The 21,876-nt window shown below is 64.5% G+C and carries 23 protein-coding genes; 12 read left to right on the top strand and 11 right to left on the bottom strand.

Annotated elements, in window-relative coordinates; translation table 11 throughout:
* The first annotated feature begins 44 nt into the window (after positions 1-44).
* Complete coding sequence (locus AC2FMN_RS13030) at positions 45-641, top strand: glutathione S-transferase family protein (RefSeq protein ID WP_496688657.1); 597 nt, start codon at positions 45-47, stop codon at positions 639-641.
* On the opposite strand, the gene AC2FMN_RS13025 is transcribed toward AC2FMN_RS13030, so the two are convergent.
* Positions 608-1,816, bottom strand: a complete 1,209-nt coding sequence (locus tag AC2FMN_RS13025; protein ID WP_496688655.1) for a TIGR03862 family flavoprotein — start codon at positions 1,814-1,816, stop codon at positions 608-610. The two genes, AC2FMN_RS13030 and AC2FMN_RS13025, sit on opposite strands and share 34 nt — an antisense overlap.
* Positions 1,817-1,864: 48 nt before the next feature.
* On the opposite strand from AC2FMN_RS13025, the gene AC2FMN_RS13020 reads away from it, so the two are divergent.
* Positions 1,865-2,161: an HNH endonuclease gene (locus AC2FMN_RS13020; protein WP_496680331.1), complete on the top strand. Its 297-nt coding sequence runs from the start codon at positions 1,865-1,867 to the stop codon at positions 2,159-2,161.
* Here the strand turns inward: AC2FMN_RS13020 and AC2FMN_RS13015 are convergent, their stop codons facing one another.
* From AC2FMN_RS13015 to AC2FMN_RS13005, 3 genes are read right to left on the bottom strand one after another with little or no spacing between them, the layout of a single operon-like run.
* Positions 2,162-2,896, bottom strand: coding sequence for a VOC family protein (locus AC2FMN_RS13015; protein ID WP_496688653.1), 735 nt, complete (start codon positions 2,894-2,896; stop codon positions 2,162-2,164). It abuts the gene before it with no gap.
* Positions 2,893-3,501, bottom strand: coding sequence for an enoyl-CoA hydratase/isomerase family protein (locus AC2FMN_RS13010; protein WP_496680327.1), 609 nt, complete (start codon positions 3,499-3,501; stop codon positions 2,893-2,895). Before AC2FMN_RS13010 ends, AC2FMN_RS13015 begins: the two co-directional genes overlap by 4 nt.
* The gene (locus AC2FMN_RS13005; RefSeq protein ID WP_496688651.1) at positions 3,498-4,247 is read right to left on the bottom strand and encodes an SDR family oxidoreductase; all 750 of its coding nucleotides are present in this window, start codon (positions 4,245-4,247) and stop codon (positions 3,498-3,500) included. The genes AC2FMN_RS13010 and AC2FMN_RS13005 overlap by 4 nt, the downstream gene beginning before the upstream one ends.
* Before the next feature lie 134 nt (positions 4,248-4,381).
* Here AC2FMN_RS13005 and AC2FMN_RS13000 point away from each other — a divergent pair, with 134 nt between their 5' ends.
* The 5 genes from AC2FMN_RS13000 to lpxK all read left to right on the top strand — a co-directional run bounded on the left by AC2FMN_RS13000 (position 4,382) and on the right by lpxK (position 10,475).
* Positions 4,382-5,905: a DUF2125 domain-containing protein gene (locus AC2FMN_RS13000; RefSeq protein ID WP_496688649.1), complete on the top strand. Its 1,524-nt coding sequence runs from the start codon at positions 4,382-4,384 to the stop codon at positions 5,903-5,905.
* 216 nt (positions 5,906-6,121) lie between these two features.
* Positions 6,122-7,468, top strand: coding sequence for a TldD/PmbA family protein (locus tag AC2FMN_RS12995; protein WP_496688647.1), 1,347 nt, complete (start codon positions 6,122-6,124; stop codon positions 7,466-7,468).
* Entirely contained in the window at positions 7,455-8,258 is an 804-nt protein-coding gene (locus tag AC2FMN_RS12990) for an inositol monophosphatase family protein (protein ID WP_496688646.1), read from the top strand. The genes AC2FMN_RS12995 and AC2FMN_RS12990 overlap by 14 nt, the downstream gene beginning before the upstream one ends.
* On the top strand, positions 8,255-9,490 hold the full coding sequence (locus AC2FMN_RS12985) for a 3-deoxy-D-manno-octulosonic acid transferase (RefSeq protein WP_496688644.1): 1,236 nt from the start codon (positions 8,255-8,257) through the stop codon (positions 9,488-9,490). Before AC2FMN_RS12990 ends, AC2FMN_RS12985 begins: the two co-directional genes overlap by 4 nt.
* On the top strand, positions 9,477-10,475 hold the full coding sequence (gene lpxK / locus AC2FMN_RS12980) for a tetraacyldisaccharide 4'-kinase (protein WP_496688642.1): 999 nt from the start codon (positions 9,477-9,479) through the stop codon (positions 10,473-10,475). Before AC2FMN_RS12985 ends, lpxK begins: the two co-directional genes overlap by 14 nt.
* Here the strand turns inward: lpxK and AC2FMN_RS12975 are convergent.
* The 3 genes from AC2FMN_RS12975 to AC2FMN_RS12965 are packed head-to-tail and all read right to left on the bottom strand — an operon-like array spanning position 10,472 to position 12,770.
* Entirely contained in the window at positions 10,472-11,584 is a 1,113-nt protein-coding gene (locus tag AC2FMN_RS12975; RefSeq protein WP_496688640.1) for a CaiB/BaiF CoA transferase family protein, read from the bottom strand. The genes lpxK and AC2FMN_RS12975 overlap by 4 nt on opposite strands.
* Positions 11,584-12,249, bottom strand: coding sequence for a DsbA family protein (locus AC2FMN_RS12970; protein WP_496688638.1), 666 nt, complete (start codon positions 12,247-12,249; stop codon positions 11,584-11,586). Before AC2FMN_RS12970 ends, AC2FMN_RS12975 begins: the two co-directional genes overlap by 1 nt.
* 2 nt (positions 12,250-12,251) lie before the next feature.
* Positions 12,252-12,770, bottom strand: a complete 519-nt coding sequence (locus tag AC2FMN_RS12965) for a DUF721 domain-containing protein (protein ID WP_496683957.1) — start codon at positions 12,768-12,770, stop codon at positions 12,252-12,254.
* Between the two features lie 81 nt (positions 12,771-12,851).
* Here AC2FMN_RS12965 and mutY point away from each other — a divergent pair, with 81 nt between their 5' ends.
* Together mutY and AC2FMN_RS12955 are read left to right on the top strand one after the other, a co-directional pair.
* On the top strand, positions 12,852-13,943 hold the full coding sequence (gene mutY, locus AC2FMN_RS12960; RefSeq protein WP_496688637.1) for an A/G-specific adenine glycosylase: 1,092 nt from the start codon (positions 12,852-12,854) through the stop codon (positions 13,941-13,943).
* A gap of 24 nt (positions 13,944-13,967) precedes the next feature.
* Positions 13,968-15,104 carry an alkane 1-monooxygenase gene (locus AC2FMN_RS12955; protein ID WP_496688635.1) on the top strand — a complete coding sequence of 379 codons (1,137 nt, stop codon included), beginning with the start codon at positions 13,968-13,970 and terminating at the stop codon, positions 15,102-15,104.
* Here the strand turns inward: AC2FMN_RS12955 and AC2FMN_RS12950 are convergent.
* From AC2FMN_RS12950 to AC2FMN_RS12935, 4 genes are all read right to left on the bottom strand, one after another.
* Positions 15,101-16,483: an adenylate/guanylate cyclase domain-containing protein gene (locus tag AC2FMN_RS12950; RefSeq protein WP_496688633.1), complete on the bottom strand. Its 1,383-nt coding sequence runs from the start codon at positions 16,481-16,483 to the stop codon at positions 15,101-15,103. The genes AC2FMN_RS12955 and AC2FMN_RS12950 overlap by 4 nt on opposite strands.
* 146 nt (positions 16,484-16,629) lie before the next feature.
* Positions 16,630-17,733, bottom strand: a complete 1,104-nt coding sequence (locus AC2FMN_RS12945; protein WP_490361517.1) for a site-specific DNA-methyltransferase — start codon at positions 17,731-17,733, stop codon at positions 16,630-16,632.
* A gap of 106 nt (positions 17,734-17,839) precedes the next feature.
* A complete protein-coding gene (rnhB, locus tag AC2FMN_RS12940; protein ID WP_496688632.1) occupies positions 17,840-18,457 on the bottom strand; it encodes a ribonuclease HII in 618 nt (205 codons plus the stop codon).
* Between the two features lie 115 nt (positions 18,458-18,572).
* Positions 18,573-19,049, bottom strand: coding sequence for a hypothetical protein (locus AC2FMN_RS12935; RefSeq protein WP_496688630.1), 477 nt, complete (start codon positions 19,047-19,049; stop codon positions 18,573-18,575).
* Between the two features lie 177 nt (positions 19,050-19,226).
* Here AC2FMN_RS12935 and AC2FMN_RS12930 point away from each other — a divergent pair, with 177 nt between their 5' ends.
* From AC2FMN_RS12930 to AC2FMN_RS12920, 3 genes are all read left to right on the top strand, one after another.
* Positions 19,227-19,514, top strand: a complete 288-nt coding sequence (locus AC2FMN_RS12930) for a hypothetical protein (protein ID WP_496683969.1) — start codon at positions 19,227-19,229, stop codon at positions 19,512-19,514.
* Positions 19,486-20,187 (top strand): winged helix-turn-helix domain-containing protein, encoded by a 702-nt coding sequence (locus AC2FMN_RS12925; protein WP_496683970.1) that lies wholly within the window; start codon positions 19,486-19,488, stop codon positions 20,185-20,187. Before AC2FMN_RS12930 ends, AC2FMN_RS12925 begins: the two co-directional genes overlap by 29 nt.
* Positions 20,188-20,283: 96 nt before the next feature.
* A complete protein-coding gene (locus tag AC2FMN_RS12920; RefSeq protein ID WP_496688628.1) occupies positions 20,284-21,855 on the top strand; it encodes a DUF427 domain-containing protein in 1,572 nt (523 codons plus the stop codon).
* Positions 21,856-21,876: the final 21 nt, after the last annotated feature.

Genomic DNA, 21,876 nt, shown 5'->3' with positions numbered 1-21,876 from the left:
CCCTGCGCCACCAACCTGTAGGTCAGCCAATACAGGAGCACGGCATGTACAAACTTTATGGACGCGTCCACAGCCGCGCTTCGCGGGTGATCTGGCTGCTCGAGGAATTGGGCCAGCCCTATGATTTGATCCCGGCAGGGCCGCATGATCCGCAGGTTCTGGCCCTGCATGAATCCGGCAAGGTGCCGGTTCTTCAGGTCGGCGATGCCGTGCTCTCGGACAGCGTGGCGATCATGACCTATCTGGCCGACAAGCACGGGGCCTTCACCTATCCGGCCGGAACCCTGGAACGGGCCGAGCAGGATTCGCTGGTCAACGCCATGCTCGAGGAATTCGATGCGCCGCTGTGGCTGGCTACCCGGCACGCATTCATCCTGCCGCAGGACAAACGTGTTCCGCAGGTGGTCGAGGTCGCGAAATGGGAATTTGACCGCAGCTTCCAGCGCATGGGCCGCCGCTTCAAGGGACCGTACCTGCAAGGTGACAAGATGACGATTGCCGACATCCTGTGCGTCCATTGCATGAGCTGGGCCAAAACCGCCGATTTTCCGATGAATTCGGATGTGCTGAAAGCCTATGGCAAGGACCTCCGCGCGCGGCCGGCCTATCAGAAACTGGGCGAGCTGGCCAAAACCGCCTGAGCGCTCAGCCAGTCTGCGGCCGCACGCCCGGCCCATCGCCCGGTGGCGAAACAGCCGGTCAGAAGGTAGCCGCCGGTCGGTGCTTCCCAATCCAGCATCTCGCCGGCACAGAACACGCCCGGCAGCGCCTTCAGCATCAGGCCATCGGTCAGCCCGCTGCGCATGACGCCGCCCGCGGTCGAGATCGCCTCGTCCATCGGGCGCAGTCCCGCGTGGCGCACGGGAAGCGCTTTCAGCAGCCCGACCCAGTCGGCCCGGGTCACGACCTCGCCTTTGGTCATTTCGTGAAACAGCGCCACTTTCTGCGCTGGCAGGCGCAAGCCGTTTTTTAGCCACCGGCTGAGCGTGGTTTTCGCGCTGGTCGCGGCGAGGCGGCGGCGCAGTTCTTCCTGCGGCAGGTCCGGCACCAGATCCACACGTAACGGCAAGCCCGCGCGCAGGGCCGGGGTCAGCGGGTACAGCCCACCCCCTTCAAGCCCTTTCTCCGAGATCACCGCCTCGCCCCGGCTGATGCGATCGCCCGCCATCCACCGCACCGATTTGAGTGCCCGGCCGAAATGCGGCGTCATGTGCGGGCTCCAACCCATCGCCAGCGCGGCATTCGACGGCGCGAAAGGCGCCAACGGCACCCCCTTTTCCGCCAGAACCGGCGCCCAAGCCCCGTCCGAGCCCAGCCGCGCCCAACTAGCGCCGCCAAGCGCCAGCACCGTCGCCCCGGCCGCGACCCGTTGCCCGCCGTCGGGCGTGTCGAACACCGCCGCCGCGCCGTCCCAGCCAAGCCAGCGCCAGCGGGTGCGGATCACACCCCCCATCCCGTCCAGCCGCTCCAGCCAGGCCCGCAACAGCGGCGAGGCCTTCTTGGCGCGGGGGAACACCCGCCCGGTCGAGCCAGTAAACAACTCTTGCCCCAGACCGCGCGCCCAGTCCTGCACCATTCCGGCATCGAAATCGGCAAGCATCGGACGCAGCCAGTCCGCCGCCTGTCCATAGGCCGGCAGCAGAGTCTCGAACGGTTCATCCTTCGTCAGGTTCAGGCCCGATTTGCCCGCCATCAGGAACTTGCGCGCGACCGATGGCTTGGCCTCGGCCACCAGAACAGCATGCCCGGCCCGCGCCAGTTCCTCGGCTGCCATCAACCCGGCCGGACCCGCCCCGATCACCAATGCCTGCGCCATATCTTTCCTCTTGTCCCGGGCCGGGCCCGGGATAAATCTAGCCTCGCCATGACCGAGGACTGCCCCATCTGCCCGCTCTGCGACCGCCCGATCCCTGACGGGACCGGCAGCCTGCACCATCTGATCCCAAAACTCAAAGGGGGCAAGGGCGGTCCCACGGTTCTGCTGCACGGAATCTGCCACAAGGAAATTCACGCCACCCTGACCGAAGCCGAGCTGGCCCGCAGCTACAACTCGGTCGCGGCATTGCGCGGCCACCCCCGGCTGTCGCGGTTTCTGGACTGGGTGCGCAAACGCCCGCCCGGGTTCCAGTCGAAAGTGCCCGGAAAGCGCCGCAGCCGCTGATCAGGCGGGCACGAACACCGTGCCATGCGCGGCACGGACGGGTTCGGTCAGCCCTTCGATGCCGATCCCGCGCAGGTCGGGCGTGGGTACGACGACGGCACCGGGAATGTGCTGAAACTCCAGCGTGGTATAGGGCCGTCGCCACAGCCATTCGCGATTGCCGACGGCCCAGAGGTCAGGGCTGGGCGGTCGCTCCTGTGTGAAGGCATAGAAGTGCAGGTCGAACCCGTGCGGGGTTACATCCTGTATCGACAGAAGCCGCATCCCAAGGCTGCGACAGATCGCATCCTCGGCCTGGATGTCGCCGGAGCGTAGGGTGATCTGGCCCACGCAGGCCCGGTCGAACGGCGCCTGCACGGGGTCGGCCTTCGGGCGGTTGCATTCGAAATCATGTTGCAGCAGTTCGATCGCAAACCCCTCGGGATCGGTGAGATGGCTCAAATAGCCGATGTCCAGAAACTGCGCCGGTAGGCTGACCTTGACCCCCCTTCGCCGCAGCCAGTCCGCCGCCCGGTCCACGTCAGGCAAGGTGATGCCGATTTTCCAGTACCGCTGCCCACGATCCGCGACATACCCGCCCCCGCCGGGCTGCAACACGATTTCCGCACCCCGGCCAGGGTAGCCGACCCGCCAATCCGCCCCGTCACGGCGCGACACCATGCCCAGCGCTTGGCGGTAGAACTCCGCCAGCCCGGCCGGGTCCGCCACGCGCAGATGCAGGGCGGCCAGCCTCATGCGCACATCCCGGCGATTCCGCAGGCGACATCAGGATCTGCCGCCAGGCTGTCGGAAACCAGCTCACGCGCGGTCTGCAACAGCATGTCGCGGGCCACCACCCGGTCGACCAGACCAAAGGCCAGGGCCTCGTCGGCCGTGATCTTCTGCCCCGCCATCAGGATCAGCTTGGTCCGTGCCGGCCCGATCAGCGCCTTCATGCGCAGCACGTCCGACGGCTGCGGCAGAAACCCCAGCCGCATCACCGGATAGAAGATCTTGGCCTCGGGCACCGCGATGCGCAGGTCGCAGGCCAACGCCATGCCGTTGGCTCCGCCCGCCATCGTGCCGTTCAGCGCGGCAACGGTCAGGCAGGGCAGCGCGGCTATGGCGCCCGACAGACGTTCCCATAGGTCCGAGGTGGCCAGACCCGCCCGCGCCTCGTCCAGATCGGCACCGGCGCTGAAGACCTTGCCGGCACCCGTCAGGATCAAGGCCCGCGCCTCGGTCGCCGCCTGGGCGATATCGACCAGTTCGGCCAGCATCGCCCCGGTCAGCGCATTGGCCTTGCCGGGATTGTTCAGCACCACGGTCCACAGGCCGTTTTCCTTGGTCAATTCGATCACGTCAGGCCGACCCTCTTGCGGATGTCGTCGCGGCGCAGAGAAATCTCGGTGCCCAGAAATTCGTCGGCGTCGGCCGAGCACATCCACAACAGCGCGCGGGCTGGCCAATCGGCGGGGATATGATCTTCCCATTCAAGCTGGCTGACCGGGTTGATGCCGCTGGCCTTGATCGTCCGCTGCATGTCGGTGGCCACCGTGCCCGGCGACAGGCCCATCGCGCGGATGCCGTGATGGGACTCTTCCAGATGCAGACACTCGGTCAGCATCTTCGCGCCCGCCTTCGAGGCGCAATAATGGCTCCAAGCCTCGACCGGGTTGGACGCAGCGCCCGACGAGACCGTCAGCACAGTTCCGCCGCCTGCGGCCCGCATCACCGGCAGCACCGCGCGCATGCCGTGGAACACGCCCTTGAGATTGATGTCGATGGCCCGACCCCAATCCGCCGGATCAGCCTTGGCCAGATGCGAAATCGGGTCGATCACCCCGGCATTGCCGATCAGCACGTCCACCCCGCCAAAGCGATCGACGCAGGCGGCCACCGCCTGATCGACCTGCGCGAAGTCGCTGACATCGCAGGCAATCGCGAGTGCCTGCCCCCCCAACTCGGCGGCCAGCGCGTCGATCTGCGCGCGGCTGCGCGCCACCAGCGCGACATTGGCCCCGGCCGCGGCAAAAACGCGCCCCGCCTCGGCCCCGATGCCGCGGCTGGCCCCGGTGATCAGCACTGTTTTTCCTTGCATGGACATCCCGTAATCCTTTCGGCTTGCAATCCGTTCAAGTCCTATCGCGCAAACGGGGAAAGCGTCCACCCCTTGCCCCCTTGACGGCGTGCGCCACAGGCCCGACGATGCGCGCGAATTTCAACACGAAGGGTTCCCTTATGTCCGTTTTCCTTCGCCGCACGGGCGGCGCCGTCCTGGCCTATGTTATCGCGACGCAAGGCGCGCTGGCAGACCTGACCGTCAACGATGTCTGGTCCGACTGGCAGTCCTACATGGGCAGCATGGGCTATGCCGTCACCGGCGATCAGAGTACCTCGGGCAACGTCACCAGCATCAGGAACATGACGCTGAAGATGGAGCTGCCGGACGAGGATGGCGCGTTCGACATGGTCATCCCGGAAATGACCCTGACCGAGAATGGCGACGGCACCGTCACCATCGGCTTGCCGGAGAGCTTTCCCATGACCATCTCGGGTCAGGCCGAGGGCGAGGCATTTTCTGCCGCACTTCTGTACACTCATGACGGTCTGAACATGGTCGTGTCCGGCGCCCCCGAGGACATGACCTATGACTACGCGGCCCAGAGCCTGGGCCTGGCGCTGGGCGACGTAACCGTCGACGGCGAGACCATGCCCGAAGACAGCCTTGATCTGAGCCTGCGCCTGGCGGATCTGGCCGGCACGTCGCGCATGGTGATCGGCGAGGGGCGAACGGTCGATCAGACCTTCACCGCCGCCGATCTGACCTATGAGGTGGATTTCAACGAACCGGAAACCGGCGAACAAGGCCGGATCAACGGCAAGCTCGAGCAACTGGCCTTCGAGGGCCGGAACGTGATCCCGGCCGGGTTCAGCCTGGCGGATGTCCAGGCCGCCTATGAGGCCGGATTCGCCTTTGACGGCGCCTTCACCTATGTGGCGGGCCAGACCAGCATCGAGGGCACCAGCGAAGGCGAAGCGTTTTCGATGGCCAGCAGCTCGGACGGCGGCCGTTTCGCGGCCAGCATCGATGCGCAGCGTCTGGCCTATGACGTCGAACAGAAGAACGCCAAGCTGTCGGTCACCTCTGCCGATGTACCGTTTCCCATCGAACTTGCGATGGCCAAGGCGGGCCTGAAACTTGAGGCTCCAATTCAGGATAGCGGCGAGGTCGAACCGTTTGCCCTGGCCCTGAACCTGACCGATTTCACCATGTCGGACATTCTGTGGAGCATGTTCGACCCGGCCGGCGCCCTGCCACGAGATCCGGCGACCATCGCGCTGGACACCACCGGTACGGCCAAGGTCCTGCTGAACATCTTCGATCCGGCCGCCGCCGAAGCGATGGAGAAGGCCGACGCCGTTCCGGCCGAGTTGCACTCGTTGAAGATCAACGAGCTGCTGGTTTCGCTGGTGGGCGCCAAGCTGACCGGCAACGGCGATTTCACCTTTGACAATTCCAACGCCGAACAGACCGGCGGCATGCCGATCCCGACCGGGGTGGTCAACCTGCAACTGGTGGGCGCAAACGCCCTGATCGACAAGTTGATCGAAATGGGGCTGGTGTCGGACAACGATGCCATGGGCGCCCGCATGATGATGGGCATGATGGCGGTTCCGGGCGAGGCGCCGGACACGCTGAATTCGACCATCGAATTCAAGGAAGACGGGCAGATCCTGGCCAATGGCCAGCGGATCAAGTGAATCCGGCCTGAAAGAGCAAAAGACAGGGGCGCGGGAACCCGCGCCCTTTTTTTGGCACCGCTCCCCGCGATCAGTCGAACAGGCCCGGTTCGTGCAGCGCGGCCTGCACCGACAGATGCGTTTTTCTGGCACCCGCCGCGCCCGGACCCGGCCCGCCTTGGGGCTTGCGGGGCCGCCTGTCGAAGGCTAGGTCCAATGCAAGCAGTCGGAGGCCACATGACCAACACACTCGAAGCAATCAGCGCCCGGATGATCGAACTGGCCGCCAAAGCCGGGGCCGAGGCGGCGGACACGATCGTGATCGACGGGGCCTCGGTTTCGGTCGAGGTGCGCGGCGGCAAGCTGGAGCATGCCGAGCGCGCCGAAAGCATCGATGTCGGGTTGCGGGTCTTTCTGGGCCAGCGTCAGGCCATCGTGTCCGGGTCGGACAGCCGCCCCGAAGCACTGCAAGCCATGGCCGATCGCGCCGTGGCCATGGCCCGCGAGGCCCCCGCAGACCCTTTTTCTGGGCTGGCCGATCCCGACCAACTGGCGCGGAACTGGGACGGCGACGCGCTGGAACTTTTTGATCCGTCGCCCGCACCTTCCGCCGACGCGCTGATGCAGGACGCGCTGGCCGCTGAGGCCGCCGCCCTGGCAGTTCCGGGCGTGACGCAGGTGTCGGATGCAGCTGCCGCCTATGGGACGCATCGGGTGCATCTGTCGGCCACCAACGGATTCTCGGGCGGCTATGCCCGTAGCACCCGGTCGGTGTCCTGCGTGGCGATCTCGGGCGAAGGCACCGGGATGGAGCGCGACTATGACGGGGACAGCCGCACCTTTCAGACCGACCTGCGCAGCCCGGACGAGATCGGCCGGACCGCCGGTGAACGCGCGGTGCAGCGGGTCGGTGCGCGCAAGCCGCAGACCGGCCAGTTCCCGGTACTGTTCGATGAACGGATTTCATCCTCGCTGATCGGGCATCTTCTGGCGGCCAGCAATGGCGCGGCGGTTGCGCGCGGCGCATCGTGGCTGAAGGACAGCCTGGGCCAGCAGGTTCTGCCCGCACACCTGTCTCTGGTCGAGGATCCGCACCGCCCGCGCATTTCGGGATCGCGACCCTTTGACGCCGAGGGGCTGCCGACCGCCCATCGTGCGATCGTCGAAGACGGCGTTCTGACCGGCTGGACGCTGGACCTGTCCAGCGCGCGCAAGCTGGGCATGGCGCCCACCGGCAACGCCGCCCGTGGCGTGTCCGGCCCGCCCTCGCCCAGCAACTGGAACCTGAGTCTGACCCAGGGCACAGCGACGCGCGCGGATCTGTTGCGCGACATGGGCACCGGGCTGCTGGTGACCTCGATGATCGGATCGACGATCAACCCCAACACCGGTGACTATTCGCGCGGGGCGGCGGGGTTCTGGGTGGAGAACGGCGAAATCGCCTATCCGGTGAACGAATGCACCATCGCCGGAAACCTGCGCGAGATGCTGATGCGGATCATTCCGGCCAACGACGCGCGCCCCTATCTTTCGCGGGTGGTGCCCTCGCTGCTGATCGAAGGGATGACGCTTGCCGGAAACTGACCTGCTCCTGCTGATCGACGCGGCGCGCGAGGCCGGCAAGATCGCCACGCGGTATTCGGGTCGCGACGCCCGGCGCTGGGACAAACCGCAAGGCGCGGGCCCCGTCACCGAGGCCGATCTGGCCGTGAACGCGATGCTGGAACAGCGCCTGCCCGCCGCCCGGCCCGGCTATGGCTGGCTAAGCGAAGAAACCGAAGACAACCCCGACCGGCTGACCCGCGACCGTGTCTTCATCATCGACCCGATCGACGGCACCCGCAGCTTTGCCGAAGGTTCGAGCACCTGGGCGCATTCGCTGGCGGTGGCCGAGCACGGGCAGGTGATCGCGGCTGTCATCTATCTGCCCCTGCGCGACCTGCTGTTCGCGGCGGAGCGTGGCGGGGGCGCCACGTTGAACGGCCAGCCTATTCAGGCGACCCGGGTCCGGTCGGAATCCGAGGCCGAAGTGCTGGCCGCCAAACCCAGCCTCGACCCGCGACATTGGAAAGACGCCAGACCGCCCTCGTTTCGTCGGGCCTACCGGCCTTCGCTGGCCTACCGCATGGCCCTGGTCGCGCAGGGGCGGTTTGATGGGATGCTGACCCTGCGCCCAAGCTGGGAATGGGACATCGCCGCCGGCGAACTGATTCTGCACGAAGCCGGCGGGCAGTGCTCGGACCGTGCCGGCGACCGGTTGCGGTTCAACAATCCGAACCCGCGACTGAACGGCGTCGTGGCCGCCGGCCCCCGGCTGCACGAGCTGCTGATCCGACGGCTGGCACCGCCTGCAGACCAAGGCCTGCCGGCATGAGCAGACAGCGCTCTCTCAGCCTCGCGGCCTACCGGGTGCTGTCCTGGGGTGTACCCAGACCGCAGGATCACGGCACCCCCCCGCGCCCCGCGGGCGAACTGTTGTGGTTTCATATCGCCGACCGGCGCCGCCTGCGCGCGGCGAACGACTTTTGCCGACGGTTGCAGCAGACCCGGCCCGGACTATCGATCCTCAGAACCGCTCCGCCCGAGACAGACCTGACCGGCTGGACCTCGGACGACGCCCCTGTCGTCTGCCTTCCGGCCGAGAGGACCGGCGCGGCACGCAGCTTTCTGGACCACTGGCAACCCGATCTCGGGTTGTGGGTTGGCGGTGGGCTCATGCCCAACCTCGTCATCCGCGCACATGACGCCGGAATACCTCTGATCCTGCTCGAGGCCGAACCGGATATCCGCGCAGCGCCGGCGGCGAAATGGGTACCCGACATCGCCCGCCACACCTTCGACTGTTTTCAGGCCATCCACGTAACGTCCGAGGAAACCGCACGACAGATCCGCAGACTCGGCGTGGCGACGAACAAAGTGTCGGTTTCCCCGCCTCTGCGCATCAATCCGACGCTGCAATCTTGGCCCGAGGACGAATTGATCGAAACAACACATGCGGTGTCGGGGCGCCCGGTCTGGCTGGCGGCCTGGGTGGAACCGCGCGAGGTCATCTCGGTGCTGAGCGCGCATCGGCAGGCCATGCGGATGCTTCCGCGGCTGGCGATGGTCCTGCATGTCTCCGACCGGGGCGAGGTCGCCCCGCTTCGGCGCCGGCTCGAAGACATGGATCTCAGATGCGCCAACTGGGAAAACGGCGACCCGATCGAGGACGTGACCCAGGTGATCCTGTGCGACGACCCCGAAACGCTGGGCTTGTGGTACCGGTTGTGCCCGGTCACCTTCCTAGGGCGATCGCTCGAGCAGGGCAGCGTCGGTTGCGACCCGATCATCGCGACCGCGCTGGGGTCGGCCGTCATTCACGGCCCTTTCGTAGGCCATCATCAGGACATCTACGGCCAACTGGACAACGCCTCGGCAGCCTGCGTGATCAGAAGCGCAACCGAGCTGGGCGATACGTTGGTCGATCTGCTGGCCCCCGACCGGGCGGCCGACATGGCCTTGGCCGGTTGGGATCTGGTGACCGAGGGGGCCCCGCAGGTGGACACGCTGATCGACATGGTTCAGGACCAGTTGGACAAAGGCCGGATGGACGATGCGAGCACCTGAATTCTGGGATACCCCTCCGGACCGGACCGGTCTGCGCGCGCGCCTTCTGGCGCCGCTGGGGCGGATATACGCGCGGGCCACGGCCCGGCGGGTGGCGGCTGGGCCCGGAGTCGATCCGGGTGTGCCGGTGATCTGCGTCGGCAACCTGAATGCCGGCGGTACCGGCAAGACACCGACGGCAATCTGGGTTCTGGAGCAATTGCGCGATGCGTATCACACCCCGCATGTGGTTACCCGCGGCCATGGCGGATCGCTCGAAGGTCCGGTTCGGGTGGACCCATTGCGGCACACGGCCGCCCAGGTCGGGGACGAGCCCCTGCTGCTGGCGGCCTTCGCCGAGGTCTGGGTCGCCAAGGACCGTGCCGCCGGCGCCCGCGCCGCAGCCGAAACCGGCGCCACCGCGATCGTGCTGGACGACGGGTTCCAGAATCCTTCGGTGGCCAAGACATTCTCGATCGTCGTGGTGGATGCGGCCCGCGGCTTTGGCAACGGCCTGTGCCTGCCCGCCGGACCGCTGCGCGAGCCGGTCGATGTCGGGCTGCAACGGGCCGATCTGGTGCTGTCGCTGGGCGATCCGGCCGCGCAGGAGCGGTTCGCGCAGCTATGGGGCAACAAGCTGGGCGTTCCGCACGCAACCGGTCAAGTCACGGCGCTGCAAACCGGGATGGACTGGAGCGAGACTCCGGTTCTGGCCTTTGCTGGTATCGGCCACCCCGAGAAGTTCTTTCAGACCCTGCGCCAACAGGGCGCGCGGCTGCTGCGGGCCGAGGCGCTGGACGATCACCAGCCGCTGACGCCGGCCCTGATGACCCGGCTGGAAAACGAGGCGCGGCTGCTGGGTGCGCAGATGGTCACCACCGAAAAAGACGCCGTTCGCCTGCCGCCCGCCTTCCGCAGCAAGGTCATCACCCTGCCGGTGCGCCTGCAGGTGGATCAGGCCGACGACGTGCGTCAGCGGTTGCTGACGGCCGCGCCGCCGCCCTAGTCGTCTTCGCCCAGTTTCGGGGCGGGGCGCGACAAGTTCAGATCGGCATCCGAAAAGACGAACGGCGCGCGGATTCCAGGCACCCCGTCCAGTTCGATCTGCATGCCGCGCGCGATCACCTGCGGATCGGCCATGACTTCGTCCAACGTGTTGATCGGCCCGGCGGGGATGCCTTGCGCCTCGCAGGCGGCCAGCAGGTCGGCCTTGGCCCAGGTCGCCGTGGCGCCGTTCAGCCGTGCGATCAGGGTGCGGCGATTGGCCAGCCGGTCCTTGTTGTGCAGATATTCGGGCGCCTCGGCCATGTCGGGCAGGTTCAACACCTGACACAGGCGCCGGTACTGCCGGTCATTGCCGGTGGCGATAATGATGTGTCCGTCGGCACAGTCGAACACCTGATAAGGCGCCAAGTTCACATGTGCATTGCCCATGCGCTGCGGCACCTGGCCCGTGGTCAGATAGTTCAGCGCCTGGTTTGCCGTGACTGCCACGGCCACGTCCAGCAGGGCCATGTCCACATGCTGCCCGCGCCCGGTGCGCTGGCGTTGGTGCAGCGCCGCCAGAACCCCGGCCACCGCATAGATGCCGGTGAACACATCGGTGATCGCCACACCTGCCTTCTGCGGCTGGCCATCGGGTTCTCCGGTCACGGACATCAGCCCCGACATGCCCTGGATGATGAAATCATAGCCAGCCCGATGCGCATAAGGTCCGGTCTGCCCGAACCCGGTGATCGAGCAATAGACGAGGCGCGGGTTCAACTGGCTGAGGCTGTCATAGTCGAGCCCGTATTTCTTCAGCCCGCCGACCTTGAAATTCTCGATCACCACATCGGCGTCAGCGACCAGCGCGCGCACCTTCTCCTGCCCTTCGGGGGTCGAGAAATCGGCGATCACCGACGCCTTGCCGCGATTGGTCGAGTGGTAATAAGCCGCCGAGACATCCTGATCGCGGGTCACGAAAGGCGGACCCCAGGCGCGGGTGTCGTCACCGGCCGGGGATTCCACCTTGATGACCTCAGCGCCCAGATCGGCAAAAGTCTGGCCGGCCCAGGGGCCAGCCAGAATGCGCGCCAGCTCGACAACCTTGAGACCGGCCAGTGGCCCGGTCATCAGTTGCCCAGTTCCTTTTCGATCAGAGCCTTGAACTCGTCATAGGACTGGTTGTCGACCTTCTTTCCGTTGACGACGAAGGACGGGGTGGCCTGGATACCGTCTTTCTCAGCGTTTTTCTGGTACCAGGCGACGAGGGTTTGCGCCTTGGTACCGTCCTGAAGGCAGGCTTCAAGCTGATCATTGCTCAGCCCGGCCAGACGGCCGATCTTGCGCAGTTCTTCCACGATCTCGGCCGGGCCGCCGGCGCGAGTCCAATCGGACTGGCCCTGATAGATCAGGTCGGTGATGCCAAAGAACTTCTCGGGGCCACCGCAGCGCGCCACCATCGACGCCCAGATGCCGTAGCGGTCGAAATAGACCTCGCGGTAGATGAACTTGACCTTTCCGGTGTCGATGTACTCCTTCTTGAGCTGCTTGTACGGCCCTTGATGGAAATTCGCGCAATGCGGACAGGTATAGGACGCATATTCGATGATCTCGACCGGTGCATCCTCGGCCCCCTGAACCATCTCGACGATGCTCGAGGTGTCCAGATCGGCGCTTTGCGCTTCAGCGCTGCCGACCAGTTGTGGCACAGGCACGGTGCTTGGCGATTGGGTCAGCCAATAGCCGCCAGCGGCCACGGCGATGACCGCACAGATTGCGGTTGCGATACGGCTCATTCTCAGCCCTTTCTCAGAGATTTTTGTTTGGATAGAACGTTCCGGCCCAGTCGTTCAAGGGCAGCACGCAAGTCTTGGTCGTGAACTTCGCGCGTGACTTTGTCTGCCTCGGCAACGACTTCCGGTGCGATGGTGGGTTTCGCCTGTTTCGGACGGTGTTCGAAACTGGCCTGCCCCTCGGCAAATCCTGTGGGAGCCGTCTGGGTGATGCGGATGCGGCTGATGGCGTTGTAGCCATAGACGGCATTCACCTTGTCGCGCAGACGGTCCTTCTGCATCTCCAGCATCGGAGCCTGCGGTCCGGTAGTCAGCACGGTCAGCGTGGCGCCGAGCCCACCCTTGCCATAGCCCACCTTGACCGGCCGTGCGATGGCGGCGATGTCGGGGCCCACGATATCGGCCCAATGGGTCAACAGCCGCGACACGGCAAAGCCGCGGCTTTCACCGGCTTTCCGGATCCGATCGCTCAGCAAGGACGCGGTGCGTTTGAACCCGCGGGTGGTGGACCGTCTTGGTTGCATCTGGTTTCCAACTCCTGCGCCGCTATTGTAATGGGCGTGCATCCGGGCGCCAGCGAAACCCGACAGAGAAATGGATAAAACTTGCGTGACACCGCCACCTTCGACCTGAGCCGCGGCCTGCTTGCCTGGTACGACCGACATGCCCGCGACCTGCCGTGGCGGGTCAGCCCCGCCGACAGGGCCTCGGGCGTGCAGCCCGACCCCTATCGCGTGTGGCTGTCCGAGGTGATGTTGCAGCAGACCACGGTGGCCGCCGTGCGGGATTATTTCCTGCGCTTCACCTCGCGCTGGCCGGATGTCCGGGCGCTGGCCGCCGCACCCGACGACGAGGTGATGGCGGAATGGGCCGGGCTGGGCTATTACGCCCGCGCCCGCAACCTGCTGAAATGCGCCCGCACGGTGGTGGACCAGCATGACGGGCGCTTTCCCGACAGCCATGATGCGCTGCTGATGCTGCCCGGCATCGGCCCCTACACCGCTGCTGCCATCGCGGCCATCGCCTTTGACCGCCCCGAAACCGTGCTCGATGGAAATGTCGAGCGGGTCATGGCCCGGCTGCATGACATCCACGACCCGTTGCCGAAATCGAAGCCTCTTCTGAAGGCGAAGGCCGCCGAGCTGACCCCGGACGAACGCCCCGGCGACTATGCCCAGGCGGTGATGGATCTGGGTGCCACGATCTGTACGCCGAAGTCTCCGGCCTGTGGCATCTGCCCCCTGCGAGACCCGTGCCAGGCCCGCGCTGCCGGAACCCAGGCCGACCTGCCGCGCAAGGCGCCCAAGGCGCCGAAACCCACCCGGATCGGTCATGTCTACATCGCGCAGCGCGCCGATGGCGCAATCCTGCTGGAACGCCGCCCCGAGACCGGGCTTTTGGGCGGGATGCTGGGCTTTCCAGGCTCGGACTGGGCCGAGGACACAGCCGAGGCGCCGCCCTTTCCGGCCGATTGGACCCTGCTGCCCGCCGAGGTGCGCCATACCTTTACCCATTTCCACCTTATCCTGCGCGTCTGGACCGCCGCCGTGCCCGCGGAGGTGAACCCCGAGGGGTTGCTGGTGACGCCCAAACATTCCTTTCGCCCCAGCGACCTTCCGACCGTGATGCGCAAGGCGCATGATCTATGGCGCGGCAGTTCGACCTCTGGGAAAACGCAGCGGGCGGGATTACCCTGACGGCAGAGTTTCGGAGCCTGAACCATGATCCCGACTGACACCCTGTCGCGCTGGCAATCGGCCCTGCCCTTCTGGGTTTCCTTCCTTTTGATCCCGATCCTGTGGTTCACCGCTTTTGCCGGCGGCTGGTGGGTGCTGCTGGTGCCACTGTCTACCTGGTGGCTGTTTGCGGCGCTGGACGGCCTGACCGGGCTGAACCTTGAAAACGCCGACCCCGAAACGCCCGAGGACGCGCTGCGCTGGTACGTCCTGCTGACCAAGGCCTGGGTGCCGGTCCAGTTTTTCACGCTCTATGGCTTGATCTGGTACGCCACCCGCGCCGAACACCTGTCATCGCTGGAAAAGATCGGACTTTTCTTCGGGATGGGCGTGATCTCGGGTACGATCGGCATCAACTACAGCCACGAGCTGATGCACCAGAAGGGCCGGCTGGAACGGTGGCTGGGCGACATCCTACTGGCGATGGTGCTGTATTCGCATTTCCGATCCGAACACCTGCTGGTGCATCACCGCTATGTGGGCACGCCCCGCGACCCCGTGACCGCGCGCTACAACGAAGGGTTCCACCGCTTTTATCCGCGCGTCCTGCGCCAGTGCCTGGTGTCCGCGTTTCAGGCCGAGAAGGCCAAGCTGGCGCGCAAGGGGCTGAGCTGGACGGACCGGTCGAACCCGTTCTGGCGGTACTGGGGGCTGCAGGGGCTGATGCTGGCGCTGGCGCTGCTGCTCGGCGGATGGGCGGGGCTGGGGCTGTTCCTGGTTCAGGCGGGCACCGCGATCTGGCAGCTGGAGCTGGTCAACTATGTCGAGCATTATGGACTGACGCGCAAATACCTGGGCGACGGCAAATACGAACATGTCCGGCCGCGCCATTCGTGGAACGCCGCGCACAAGGCCTCGAACTGGCTGCTGATCAATCTGCAACGCCACTCGGACCATCATTACAAGCCCAACCGGCGGTTTCCGCTGCTGCAGAACCACCCAGCCGAGGCGGCCCCGCAACTGCCCTATGGCTATCCGGTGATGACGGTCGCGGCAATGATCCCACCGCTGTGGCGGCGCATGATGAACCCGCGGGTGCGGGCCTGGCGGCAGCAGTACTATCCCGAGATCACCAACTGGCGGCCCTACAACAGAGCAGAGCTGCCGATGCCGCGCGCCTAGAGCGTCCAGATGGTCATCGGCTGGTCGACCCCGCGGATCACCTGCCGGTCATGCCGGACGAACCCAGCCATCAGGTCGACGGCAGAATCCGCTTGCCGTAACGCCTGTTCACGCAGCTCGTCCGAGACCACGACACGGGCCCCCATCTCGCGGGTCATCGCCTCAAGCTTGGCGGCCACGTTCACCGCGTCTCCAATCACCGCGAATTCCAGCCGATTGGCGCCGATATCGCCCAGAACCACCGGGCCGAAATGCACTCCGATGCCCACCTGGATCTCTTCTTCCCCGGCCCGGCGCCGTTCCAGGTTCCACCGGTCGATGATGTCCACCATCGACCGCGCGCAGGACAGGGCGTTGACCGCGTCCAACGGGGTCGGAACCGGAGTGCCGAACGTGGCCATCAGACCGTCGCCCAGATATTTGTCCAGCGTGCCGTGATGGTGAAACACCTCGGCCTCCATTCGCGCGTGAAAGCCCCGCAGCACCTCGATCACTTCATAGGGGTCACGCCCGGCCGAAAATTTGGTGAAGCCGATGATGTCGATGAACAGAACCGCGATGTTTTCCTTGCGCACCTGCTTGAGCGGCTCGTCGTTCTGGCTCAGTTGCTCAACCACGTTGGGCGAGAAGTATCGCGACAGGTTGGCGCGTTCTCGTTCCAGCCCGGCGTTTGAGATCAACAGGCGATTGAGCCGCCGCATCGACACGCCCAGCGTGACCGCGACCATCATGAACACGATCACCTCTTGCACGCGCATCGGAACCATGAAGCTGTTTGGGTCCAACAATTCAGCCACGGCAGGATAGCCCTGCAACGCGGCGGCGACCGCCTCGCTGAGCCCGGGGATGGGCGTGGCCACCCACCAGGCGACGATCCAGCCCACCGTCCACATCAGGGCCGTCCAGCTGCCCATGGCGATCACCGTCCGCCAGGAATAGGCCAGCGTACCCGCGGCCAAGATGACGAAGAAATACTGAAAATTGTCGAACCGGTACTGCATCGCCAGTGGGCGCACATCGTCGCTGAACGGGTTGGGGACGATCATGCCCAGCGTCATGATCAGCAGATCGGCGAAAATCAACAACAGCTCGATCCGGGATTGGCCCACCCGGCCGGCGCGACGGATCAACCAGCCGTTGCCGCAGAGCAGCAGCAGGATGAAATGGTACCACATCACATCCCAGTTCGGGTTCAGAAACACCAGCAGGACACCGGTCAGCGCCATGGCGATCCAGCGGGCGCGGACGGCCAGTTCCAGCCCTTCGCGCTTGTGCCGTTCCAGCGCGGCCTCGGTGTATTTGTTGTCCAGATCGAACCTGTCCGGCGTGGTCACGAAAAACCGCCCGAACCGGGACGGGGTGGCGGCGGTGTCGGTCATTGGCTGATGCTCCCTCGCATTGTAGCGGGATATGAGGTCCGACCATCCAAACATCACCGGGCCAAAAACAAAAGACCCCGCCGGGTTCGGCGGGGCAAGGCGTGGTACCATGTGTCAGGCCACAGGCACCGGCGGTATGGGTGTGATCAGTTGTGCAGTTCGGCCCGGATCTGCTGGCGCAGCACGTCGATCGGAACCGTTTTTCCGTCGCGTTTGAAGCACCAGTACGTCCAACCATTGCAGGACGGCGCGTTTTCCAGATGCGCGCCCACCTGATGGATCGAACCCTTGATGTTGTCGCCCACCAGCGTGCCGTCGGCTCGCACCTTGGCCTTGTGACGCCGGTTCATCGAATACAGCTCTTCGCCCGGGCGCAGCATGCCGCGTTCGACCAACTGACCGAAGGGCACGCGCGGCTCGGCGCGCTTGCTGGCGCTGACCTCAAGCGCGTCACGGTCGAACTTGCGCACCTTGGCGATGCGCTTTTCGGCCACTTTGCGATAGCTTTCCTCGCGCTCGATCCCGATGAACTCGCGTCCCAGCATCTTGGCCACTGCGCCGGTGGTTCCGGTGCCGAAGAACGGGTCAAGCACCACGTCGCCCGGGTTGGTCGAACCGATCAGAACCCGGTGCAGCAGCGACTCGGGCTTTTGCGTCGGGTGCGCCTTGTCGCCGTTTTCATCCTTCAGACGTTCGTGGCCCGTGCAGATCGGCAGCACCCAGTCGCTGCGCATCTGTACGCCTTCGTTCAACGCCTTCAGCGCCTCGTAGTTGAAGGTGTATTTGGCCCCTTCCCGCTTGCTGGCCCAGATCATCGTTTCATGCGCGTTGGTGAACCGCTTGCCGCGGAAATTCGGCATCGGGTTCGACTTGCGCCAGATCACGTCATTCAGGATCCAATAGCCCGCATCCTGCAGGGCCGAGCCCACACGGAAGATGTTATGATACGAGCCGATCACCCAGATCGCCCCGTTGGGCTTGAGCAGCCGATGCGCGGCCTTCAGCCAGGCCCGGGTGAACTTGTCATAGGCGGCAAAGCTGGAAAACTGGTCCCAGTGGTCATCCACCGCATCGACCTGGCTGTTGTCGGGGCGGTGTAACTGACCCTTCAGCTGCAGGTTATACGGCGGATCGGCAAAAATCAGATCCACCGACGCCTCGGGCAGACTGTTCATCACCTCGATGCAGTCGCCGGAAAGAATCGTGTTTAATGGGAGCGCGGCCGCGCCCTGTGTCTGGGTTTTCGTCATTTCTCTGCCTCAATATCCACGGCGCTTTTGCGCTCATTTGGTTGAGACAAGGATGAGTCAAACCGGATTCGCCGTCAATTTCTTTTTTGAATCATGGGGTTACGATTTACTCTTGATACAAGATATTGTGGACGGGCTTGAACGAACGTCTATGATGTGGGGTTACCCCAAGATTTTGCAGCGCCTCGCGATGCTGTTTGGACGGATAGCCCGCATTGGTTTCCCAGCCATAGCCAGGATGCTGTTGCGCCAAATCCACCATCACCTGATCGCGCCAATTCTTTGCAAGGATCGACGCCGCCCCAATCGAGACTGACTTCGCATCGCCTTTGACCACAGCCTGCGCCGGCACGGTCAGACCCTTGGGGATCAGATTGCCGTCGATCAACACATAGTCCGGCGACGGCTTCAGCGCCGCCACGGCGCGCTCCATCGCCAGGTGCGAAGCATACAAGATGTTGAGGTCGTCAATCTCGGCCACGCTGGCCTCGGCAATGGCATATTCGGACCGGGCGCGCAGATCCGCATCCAGCGCAAGCCGCCGGCGGGCGGTCAATTTCTTGGAATCGTTCAGACCCTCGGGGACGTCCTGCGGGTTCAGAATGACCGCTGCGGCCACAACAGGCCCGGCCAGCGGGCCGCGCCCCACCTCGTCCACGCCGGCGATCCTAGCGTAGCCTTGCGCGATCAGCGCCTGTTCCAGTTCGAAATTCGGAGTCGTCATGCCATTGGCAAACCGTGTTTCGCCCCGATCCGCAAGACAAAAGAAGGGGGCGATCGGCGCCGCCCCCTTCCCGCACGGCGCGTCTGACGGCGCCGCTCCTGCTCGAAACGTATTACTAGTAAACCACGCGGTATCCCTTCTGGCGCAGACAGGCCGGCTCGTACGCACGCTCGACCTTCTTGCCGTTCCAGAATCCAACCTTGCACTGTTGCGGCAGGCTGGCCGAATAGTCGTAGTGCTTGTCCAGGCATTTCGTCGCCAAGAGCGGCCGCTCTGTGGAATAGTGCTTGAAGACCCGCAGGCACTGCTGCGGCAAGTCATAGCGCGCAACCCGGGGCGGCAGAGGGCGCACATGGTGTGGACGCCGGACAGGTGGTTGCACTTTTGGCGGGGTGTAGATGTGATTGTAGGTACGGGTGACCGTCTTGGGCCGTTTCTGTTTGTCGAAATGATTGATGGCCGCGCCAAGCAGGGCAATGGCGGCAAGACCGCCCAGGATGTCATGGGCATCGGCAGCCCGCGCCTTCGAGGCCGAAATCCCGGTGATGGCAATGGCGGTCGACACGACCAGGGCGATGAATTTCTTGTGCATCGGACACGTCCTTTCGGATGAACTGTGTGGCCGCGTCTGCGACCGTCGGAAGTGATGCACCATCCTTGCCGCCGGCCCTGCAAGACAGGCAATATCGGCCCGGTGATATCCGATATCATTGGTGTAACCCCCCTGAGATATTGAATATCGCACCAAGCCATGCGCAGGATACGGCCCATGAGACAGATCCTCTCTTTCCTGGCGGTTTCCACGCTGCTATCGCTTCTCGCCACCACTGCGGCGGCAGAGTGCTATGCCGACTACAAGGCCAAACAGGACAACCCGCTGCGCCTGCACTATGGCGTGATGGAGGTCCCGGTCTGCCAGCCGGGGCCAGCCAGGCAAGAGATTGCAAAGCGGCTGAAAAAGTCGGGCTGGACGCTGCTGAACGTCATCTCGGTCTTTGGCCCCGAGGGTCTGGATCAAAGGAAGGAAAATGCCGGAAAATTCTTTCTCCGTTTCTGAGGCGCGGCGTTCTGGGGCCCGGCTGGTCGGTTTTGGCATCGCGGCGATCGTCCTCATCCTGATCACGGCGGCAGCCTTCCTGTTCTGGACGCTTCCGGACGCTAACGCCTTCAACGCGCGGGTCGAGCGGCTGTTCGTCGAAAGCGATCTGACCACCCAAGCCGAGATCCGCCTGCTGGAAATCCTCGCCCAATCGGGGACCGCCTTTGCAGACACGCTGGCCAGCTACCGGATGGTGATCTTCGTGCTGCTGGTATTTGCAACCGCCATGCTTGTGGCCGCGCTGGTCTTTCTTGTGATGCTGACCGCACTGAACCGCCGCATGGCCCAGATCGAACGCACCGGCATCCAGGTGACCTCGCTGCTCATCAGCCGCGAGGAAAACACGGTGTACCTGAACAACATGGATTTCAAACTCACGCCCGCCGCCATGGAGACCCTGTCGGTGCTGGCCGAATCGCGGCTGGACGACGAAGTTCTGTCAGGTGCCCAGATCGAAGCGATGATCTCGGGCCGAGACGCCAGCGATTGTGACGAAGCCGCTGGTGCGACCCGCATCAAGCGGCTGCGCGACGCGCTGGGCAACCAGATGGTCAGCGAGTTGCTGGTGAAGAACATCGCCAAAAAAGGCTATATGCTGTCGATCGACAAGGACGTCATCAAGATGGTCTGACGGGCTCGGGTCCCGACCGGTAAAATCTGCGTTGCCCCCCTTGGAAAACCGCCGTGTAGGGCCCATCCTTTAGAAACCCGGCACGGGAGGTTGCTGATGAACGTCCACGCCCCGCCCGAAACCAAAGGCTATGAAATCGCGATCGAGCGGCTGACAGGGCGCGTCGCGATCTACCGCGACGATCTTGTTCTGGCCGAAAGCACCAATGCAAAGATCATGTATGAAACGCGGCTGGCACCGGTCATCTATGTGCCGCGCGAAGACGTTTGCGTCGACCTCGGCCCCGAGACCGATCTGCAGACCTTCTGCCCGTTCAAAGGCACCGCCACCTATCATGACGTGATCCTGGGCGACGAACGGCTGTCCAATTCGGTCTGGGCCTACGAGGATTCGCTGCCCGAAAGCGAGGCCATCCAAGGCCATATCGGTTTCATGCCCGAGACCTATACCCACATCGACCTTGGCGAAAACCAGCTGCGCAGCGTACAGGACGGCAACATCAGCGGCCCCTTGATCGATTGGCTGATGCGGGGCGCCGGCACGATTCGAACACCCGAAGCCTTCACCAAGGCGCTGGCCGAGAACATGCAGCAGCATGGAATCGCAATCCAAAGACTCAGCGTACTAGTCTGGTCGCTGCACCCGCTGATCGCCGGCAAACACTATATCTGGGAGAAGGGCGCCGAAGAGATTTCGACCAATGTTCCCACCTATGAAATCCATGACCACCCGGCCTTCATCAACAGCCCGCTGCGGCATGTGTCGAACGGTCTGGGTGGCGTCCGGCAGCGGTTGACCGATGCCAACCCGCGCCACAGCTTCCCGATCATGGAAGACCTGCGCGCCAAGGGCGGCACGGATTATGTCGCCATGCCCCTGCCGTTCTCGGATGGTCGCATAAATGTCCTGACCCTGACCTGCGACCACCCGGATGGGTTCACGACCGAGAACCTCGGACTGGTCTTTGAATGCGCCTCCGTCATCGCCCGTTTCTACGAGGTCTTCACCCAGCGCGAAAACGCCCAGGCCCTGCTCGAGACCTATGTGGGCAAGCGCACGGGCGCCCGTGTTCTGGGCGGCGACATCCGGCGCGGTGACGGCGATGACATCGATGCCGCGATAATGTTCTGCGACCTGCGCAATTCAACCAGTCTCGAGGAAAAACTGGGACGGTCGGCCTACATCACCTTGCTTAACGCGTTCTTCGAAACCGTCTCGGGGATCGTGCATGCAAATGGCGGCGAGGTTCTGAAATTCATCGGCGACGCCGTACTTGCGGTCTTTCCCGCCGGAGACGAACCCGCACGGGCGCGGTCAAACGCACAACGCAGCGCCATCAAGATCGTCGAGCAATTGGCCGAACTGAAGGCATCCGATGCTGACCATCATTGCGACTGCTCGATCGGCATCGCCTATGGTCGGGTCACCTACGGCAATGTCGGCTCGCGCGAGCGGCTGGATTTCACCGTGATCGGCCGGGCCGCGAACATCGCCGCTCGGCTGGGAGAATTGGGCAAGACCAATGGCCACCGCATCCTCGTGTCAGAGGACATCGCACCCGAATGCGCCGACGTCGTGCCGCTGGGGCCGCTCAAGCTCCACAATGTCTCGCGCCCCGTCACCTGCTTTGCCCTGCATACTCCGGCCGAAGCTCTCCTTGGCGGTTGAGCCGGCTTGTACAGCGCGGCG

The sequence above is a fragment of the Ruegeria sp. BHSC037 genome (genome assembly GCF_059613045.1).
This window is presented reverse-complemented; position numbering and strand designations above follow the sequence as displayed.

Coding starts and splice junctions, on each gene's coding strand:
- AC2FMN_RS12985 (WP_496688644.1), top strand. CDS start 8,255: ATGAGCAGACAGCGCTCTCTCAGCCTCGCGGCCTACCGGGTGCTGTCC.
- AC2FMN_RS12930 (WP_496683969.1), top strand. CDS start 19,227: ATGAGACAGATCCTCTCTTTCCTGGCGGTTTCCACGCTGCTATCGCTT.
- AC2FMN_RS13030 (WP_496688657.1), top strand. CDS start 45: ATGTACAAACTTTATGGACGCGTCCACAGCCGCGCTTCGCGGGTGATC.
- AC2FMN_RS12975 (WP_496688640.1), bottom strand. CDS start 11,584: ATGACCGGGCCACTGGCCGGTCTCAAGGTTGTCGAGCTGGCGCGCATT.
- AC2FMN_RS12995 (WP_496688647.1), top strand. CDS start 6,122: ATGACCAACACACTCGAAGCAATCAGCGCCCGGATGATCGAACTGGCC.
- AC2FMN_RS12935 (WP_496688630.1), bottom strand. CDS start 19,049: ATGCACAAGAAATTCATCGCCCTGGTCGTGTCGACCGCCATTGCCATC.
- AC2FMN_RS12945 (WP_490361517.1), bottom strand. CDS start 17,733: ATGACGAAAACCCAGACACAGGGCGCGGCCGCGCTCCCATTAAACACG.
- AC2FMN_RS13025 (WP_496688655.1), bottom strand. CDS start 1,816: ATGGCGCAGGCATTGGTGATCGGGGCGGGTCCGGCCGGGTTGATGGCA.
- AC2FMN_RS12965 (WP_496683957.1), bottom strand. CDS start 12,770: ATGCAACCAAGACGGTCCACCACCCGCGGGTTCAAACGCACCGCGTCC.
- AC2FMN_RS13000 (WP_496688649.1), top strand. CDS start 4,382: ATGTCCGTTTTCCTTCGCCGCACGGGCGGCGCCGTCCTGGCCTATGTT.
- AC2FMN_RS13020 (WP_496680331.1), top strand. CDS start 1,865: ATGACCGAGGACTGCCCCATCTGCCCGCTCTGCGACCGCCCGATCCCT.
- AC2FMN_RS12920 (WP_496688628.1), top strand. CDS start 20,284: ATGAACGTCCACGCCCCGCCCGAAACCAAAGGCTATGAAATCGCGATC.
- AC2FMN_RS13015 (WP_496688653.1), bottom strand. CDS start 2,896: ATGAGGCTGGCCGCCCTGCATCTGCGCGTGGCGGACCCGGCCGGGCTG.
- AC2FMN_RS13005 (WP_496688651.1), bottom strand. CDS start 4,247: ATGTCCATGCAAGGAAAAACAGTGCTGATCACCGGGGCCAGCCGCGGC.
- AC2FMN_RS12925 (WP_496683970.1), top strand. CDS start 19,486: ATGCCGGAAAATTCTTTCTCCGTTTCTGAGGCGCGGCGTTCTGGGGCC.
- AC2FMN_RS12955 (WP_496688635.1), top strand. CDS start 13,968: ATGATCCCGACTGACACCCTGTCGCGCTGGCAATCGGCCCTGCCCTTC.
- AC2FMN_RS12950 (WP_496688633.1), bottom strand. CDS start 16,483: ATGACCGACACCGCCGCCACCCCGTCCCGGTTCGGGCGGTTTTTCGTG.
- lpxK (WP_496688642.1), top strand. CDS start 9,477: ATGCGAGCACCTGAATTCTGGGATACCCCTCCGGACCGGACCGGTCTG.
- rnhB (WP_496688632.1), bottom strand. CDS start 18,457: ATGACGACTCCGAATTTCGAACTGGAACAGGCGCTGATCGCGCAAGGC.
- AC2FMN_RS12970 (WP_496688638.1), bottom strand. CDS start 12,249: ATGAGCCGTATCGCAACCGCAATCTGTGCGGTCATCGCCGTGGCCGCT.